This is a genomic window from Halorubrum sp. Atlit-26R, assembly GCF_003666015.1.
In the GTDB taxonomy this organism is placed as follows: Archaea; Halobacteriota; Halobacteria; order Halobacteriales; family Haloferacaceae; genus Halorubrum.
Window position 1 is genome coordinate 1 of sequence record NZ_QPLT01000147.1, and the last position, 873, is coordinate 873.

Annotated in this window: 1 protein-coding gene; it reads left to right on the top strand. The window is 57.5% G+C overall.

Annotation, left to right across the window (positions count from 1 at the left end; all coding sequences use genetic code 11):
• The first annotated feature begins 267 nt into the window (after positions 1-267).
• The gene (locus DVK07_RS19845) at positions 268-828 is read left to right on the top strand and encodes a hypothetical protein (RefSeq protein ID WP_233565546.1); all 561 of its coding nucleotides are present in this window, start codon (positions 268-270) and stop codon (positions 826-828) included.
• Positions 829-873 lie beyond the last annotated feature (45 nt).

Below are 873 nucleotides of genomic sequence, written 5' to 3' on the forward strand. Positions count from 1 at the left end.
TGCGTTCTTCTTTGATTACGGATCCCAGCAGGGCCTCGCTAGCGACGATGCGGCTGGCCCCTAGCTTTTCGAAGCAGTGATGTCTCTATTAGTAGCTGAACTATTATAGTTTAGACTATTGTAGTCTGATTTCTAACTTACAGGCGAGAAGCGCCAGTCGCTCGCTACCCGATCCTTAGCCGCCATCCAGCTGTGGAACTCACACCGAGATTATCGATATTTCTAGGCTGGAAAAGATATATGTCAGTATCACTCGAACAGCACCGTATGGCTGAAGACGAATCGAAGGCGGGATCATCACCACGCGACACGGAGACCGCGGAACAGCAGTGGCGCGAGAATCGGACGACGTTCCAGCGGGTGTACGACGTAATCTCCGGTGTGACCGAGTACGAACGAGTCGATACGATCGCAGAGCGCGCAGCGTGCTCGGTGGACGGTGCCCGAAACGCACTCACGCAGCTGACAGAGATGGGCATCGCGACACGGCGTGGGAACCGCCCGGTGGAGTTCCGACGGAATGACTCGTACTTCCGGTGGAAGCGGATCGAAACGCTTGCCGATGAGCATTCACTTTCCGCACTCCGAGAGCGGCTCAACGAGCTGATCGACGAAGACGACGAGTTCCAAGACCGGTTTTCGGTGCCGGATCCGAACGCGGTTCCGTCCACACGACTCGCTGACAGCGATCACACAGCAGTCCACGAGTCGCTTGAGTCGCTGTCGCGCTGGCGGACGGTTCGATACGATATCGAACTCTTGCAAGACGCCATCACGCGAGTTGAGCGTCACCAGCATGGCGACGATCAGGGGGGGATCTCCGCGTGAGCGCGCCTTGTCGATGAGCGACGAACACGACGGTACGCCGGAGAG

Excerpts from the sequence above, each read along its gene's own strand:
- DVK07_RS19845 (WP_233565546.1), top strand. The coding sequence starts at position 268 with ATGGCTGAAGACGAATCGAAGGCGGGATCATCACCACGCGACACGGAG.